Annotated in this window: 6 protein-coding genes; all 6 read left to right on the top strand. The window is 31.5% G+C overall.

Translation table 11 applies throughout. The features are described 5' to 3' along the window. On the top strand, positions 1 to 625 hold a 625-nt coding region (locus RMN92_RS12025), incomplete at its 5' end, for a chorismate mutase (protein WP_309609683.1). A 48-nt stretch (positions 626 to 673) separates the two neighbouring features. After that, positions 674 to 1303, top strand: a complete 630-nt coding sequence (locus RMN92_RS12020; RefSeq protein WP_309609682.1) for a hypothetical protein — start codon at positions 674 to 676, stop codon at positions 1301 to 1303. 129 nt (positions 1304 to 1432) lie between these two features. After that, positions 1433 to 2413, top strand: a complete 981-nt coding sequence (gene rsgA / locus RMN92_RS12015; RefSeq protein ID WP_309609681.1) for a ribosome small subunit-dependent GTPase A — start codon at positions 1433 to 1435, stop codon at positions 2411 to 2413. 82 nt (positions 2414 to 2495) lie between these two features. Next, a complete protein-coding gene (dtd, locus tag RMN92_RS12010) occupies positions 2496 to 2948 on the top strand; it encodes a D-aminoacyl-tRNA deacylase (RefSeq protein WP_309609680.1) in 453 nt (150 codons plus the stop codon). A gap of 90 nt (positions 2949 to 3038) precedes the next feature. After that, positions 3039 to 3287: a hypothetical protein gene (locus tag RMN92_RS12005; protein WP_309609679.1), complete on the top strand. Its 249-nt coding sequence runs from the start codon at positions 3039 to 3041 to the stop codon at positions 3285 to 3287. A gap of 283 nt (positions 3288 to 3570) precedes the next feature. Then, positions 3571 to 3770 (top strand): RhuM family protein (rhuM, locus tag RMN92_RS12000; RefSeq protein ID WP_309609678.1); only part of this gene is annotated, 200 nt, incomplete at its 3' end.

Here is a 3770-nt window from a genome sequence, read left to right as displayed (position 1 = left end):
ATATAACGCAGGAATAAAGAAATTAGGCGTTATTCACCGTGGCTTTTCTACTTACGAAAAAACAAAATACAGAAACATTCCCGAATGGCAAATTGCTATCGAACTGCAAAGCAAATTTCCCGATTTACCTTTAATTATTGATCCTTCGCATATTACTGGCCGTCGTGATATGATTCAAGAAGTGTCTCAACAAGCACTCGATTTAAATTATGATGGTTTAATAATAGAAACCCATACAGATCCTGACAATGCTTGGAGCGATGCGGCACAACAAGTAACGCCAACTGTTTTAAAACAAATTTTTGAAGATTTGAAAGTCAAAAAAATGACAACAAACGAAGAAGATTTCAATACAGAAATGATTAAACTTCGTGCTAATATAGATATTTACGATTCAAAATTATTAGAGCTTTTGGGTCACAGAATGCAAGTTTCTGAAAAAATTGGCGCACTAAAAAAATCAAAAAATGTAGCGGTATTACAAAATAAACGCTGGAATGAAATTTTAGGAAAAATGATTTTAGAAGGTGAGCAGAAAGGATTAAGCGAAGAATTTGTTTTAAAATTGTATAAAGCCATTCACCAAGAAAGTATTAGCCATCAGGAAAAAATTATTAACAAGTAACATTAAGATTTTTTTTGTATTATTGCATGAATTTTAAAAAACCCCAACATGAAAAAAATCTTATTTTTCTTTATTTTATTAGTAAACCTCTTTAGTTATTCTCAAAAACAAATCTTTGAAAGTCCACAACTGTCCAAAACAATAAAACTTCATAAAGTAATTGCAATTTTACCGTTTAAAGTTAAAATAAGTTACAAAAAACAACCAAAAAACTTTGATGCTGAAGCAAACAAAGAATTAGAAATTTCAAGATCTAAGTCTATTCAATCGAGTATGTATACATTTCTTTTAAGAAAGAGAGAAAGTTACACTGTTGAATTTCAAGATGTTGAAAAAACAAATATTTTGCTTAAAAAAGCTGGTATTTCAGATAAACTGGATGAAATGACAAAAGATGAAGTCGCAAAAGTATTAGGTGTTGACGCAATATTGGGTGGAACCTACGAGGCAGAACAAACTAAAACTGAAGCAGGAGCTATAGTTTCTGCCGTTTTATTTGGAGGATTAGGTGGGAAAACAGGATCTGATTCTCTTACTTTAACACTTAATAATGGTGCAGATGGAGAACTATTGTGGAGATTTTACAAAACTATGAGCCAAAATTTAATGTCATCAACTGATGATATTGTAGATAGTATGATGCGTAAAGTTTCTAGAAACTTTCCATATACCAAATAAGCAATTTACTTTACTGATTATTAAAATCCAACTTTGAAGAGTTGGATTTTTTATTTTTATTAAACAAGTAAATAAACACCTGTCTTATTAAACTCTTTTTTTTACTTTTGTAAAATCTGAAATGAAAATATGACAGGACTCGTTTATAAATCTACAGGAAGTTGGTACACCGTAAAATCTTTGCAAGGCGATTTTATGGAATGTCGCATCAAAGGAAAATTCCGCATGAAAGGCATCAAAAGTACCAACCCAATTGCCGTTGGCGATATTGTAGATTATGATTTAGACGAAAATTCCGATGTGGTTACAGGAACCATTACCAATATTCACGAAAGGAAAAATTATATTGTTAGAAAATCGGTCAATTTATCGCATCAAATGCACATTATCGCATCAAATCTAGATTATGTTTTTTTGTTAATTACCATAAATAATCCGCCTACAACCACCAATTTTATTGATCGTTTTCTGGTTACCGCCGAGGCTTACGGAATTGAAACTATTTTAGTTTTTAATAAAATAGATACTTATGATGAAGCCATGCTCGACGAACAATTGTTTATGCAATATATCTATCAAGAAATTGGATACAAATGTCTTCGGGTTTCATCGACCGAAGGAAAAGGAATAGAAGAGTTAAAAGAAATAATGATAGGGAAAGTAACTATGTTTTCTGGACATTCGGGAGTAGGAAAATCTACTTTAGTCAATGCCATGGAACCAAGTTTACACTTAAAAACTAAAGTAATTTCTGAGCAAAGTAAGCAAGGACAGCACACCACAACATTTGCAGAAATGTATGATTTGAGTTTTGGAGCGCAAATTATAGACACCCCAGGAATAAAAGGTTTTGGAATTGTAGATATGGAACCAACAGAAATTTCAGGTTATTTTCCAGAATTTTTTAAACTTAAGGATCAATGCAAGTTTAACAATTGCCTGCACAAAGACGAGCCTAAATGTGCCATTAAAGAAGCTTTAGAAAAAGATGAAATTTCTTGGTCCAGATACAATAGTTATCTAAAAATACTAGAAGGCGACGATGAAACCTACCGCACGGATATTTATAATGACGATAGAATTGCGAGTGATGAAACGAGAAATAAATAAATTCAAAAATCAATAGCAATTTCAAAAATCAATAGCAATTTCAATAATCAATTTCAAATAAAATATATAATTCACAATTAATTTGAAAGTAGTAATTCAAAGAGTTTTATCATCATCCGTAGAAATCGATTCTAAAACAGTTGCCCAAATCCAAAAAGGACTACTGGTTTTGGTAGGAATTGAAGACTCAGACAATCAAGAAGATATCAATTGGCTAACATCAAAAATAATAAACCTTCGCATTTTTGCTGATGAAAACGATGTGATGAATCTTTCTGTAAAAGATATAATTGGTGATATTATCGTGGTTTCGCAATTTACATTGCATGCATCAACCAAAAAAGGAAATCGCCCTTCATACATTAAAGCATCAAAACCAGAAATTGCAATTCCGTTATATGAAAGTTTTGTAAAACAATTGGAAATAGAATTAGGCAAAAAAATCCAAACAGGTGTATTTGGTGCAGATATGAAAGTATCTTTAGTAAACGACGGACCAGTAACAATAATTATTGACAGTAAAAATAAAGAGTGAAAATCTTTGTCAAAGTTTTAAACTTTGACAAAGATTTTCAAATTCACTATATTTGTTTCATTCACAATTTCATAATTCACAAACTAAAACATGAGTCTATTTCAAATATTACAAAAAGCATCTTCCGAAGAAGACGTAAAAGATGCTTATATAAAAGCACTTGGACTCAAAGAATACCAAAAAAACCTTGTCGATATTCAAACCAAAGAAATTTGGTTCGAAGCCAAACAAAACGCCAAACTTTCTAGTTACGCTATGTTTACGCAACTCATGCATTATGTGCAAGACGCGTTGAATAAAGGTCATTATGTGCCACCTTTTTTAGCAGTTAGAGATTAGCTAAAATTAAATCGTCCCGATGTAGGTTGGTATCAAATCAGGAATGCCCTTAAAAAGAGAAACGAAAGCGGCGATTTTGCACCAGTAAGTTTTAAATCATTTGAAGAAGCTTATAAAACCTTGAGTGAAAAATTGCAACCTATGGTTTACGAACTTGGTTTTTTGAAACTTTAAATAATATGACGAAAACCTAAAACAATTTATATTATATACCGCACCAAGTGGTGAAGTTAGGGTTGATGTTTTACTTGAAAATGAATCGGTTTGGCTTTCGCAAAAAGCAATGGCTGAATTGTTTGGAGTAGTTAAATCAACTATTAGTGAGCATTTATCAAATATTTATGAATCTAAAGAATTAGAAATAAACGCAACTGTTCGGAAAATCCGAACAGTTCAGCAAGAAGGAACAAGAGAAGTAGCAAGAGAGATTGATTTTTATAATCTTGACGCTATAATATCTGTAGGCTATAGAGTAAATTCTAC

The organism is Flavobacterium sp. (assembly GCF_031363805.1).
Taxonomy (GTDB): Bacteria; Bacteroidota; Bacteroidia; order Flavobacteriales; family Flavobacteriaceae; genus Flavobacterium.
The sequence above is the reverse complement of the archived record's forward strand: the minus strand, read 5'-3'. Positions and strand labels throughout refer to the sequence as shown.

Excerpts from the sequence above, each read along its gene's own strand:
- RMN92_RS12020 (WP_309609682.1), top strand. The coding sequence starts at position 674 with ATGAAAAAAATCTTATTTTTCTTTATTTTATTAGTAAACCTCTTTAGT.
- rsgA (WP_309609681.1), top strand. The coding sequence starts at position 1,433 with ATGACAGGACTCGTTTATAAATCTACAGGAAGTTGGTACACCGTAAAA.
- RMN92_RS12005 (WP_309609679.1), top strand. The coding sequence starts at position 3,039 with ATGAGTCTATTTCAAATATTACAAAAAGCATCTTCCGAAGAAGACGTA.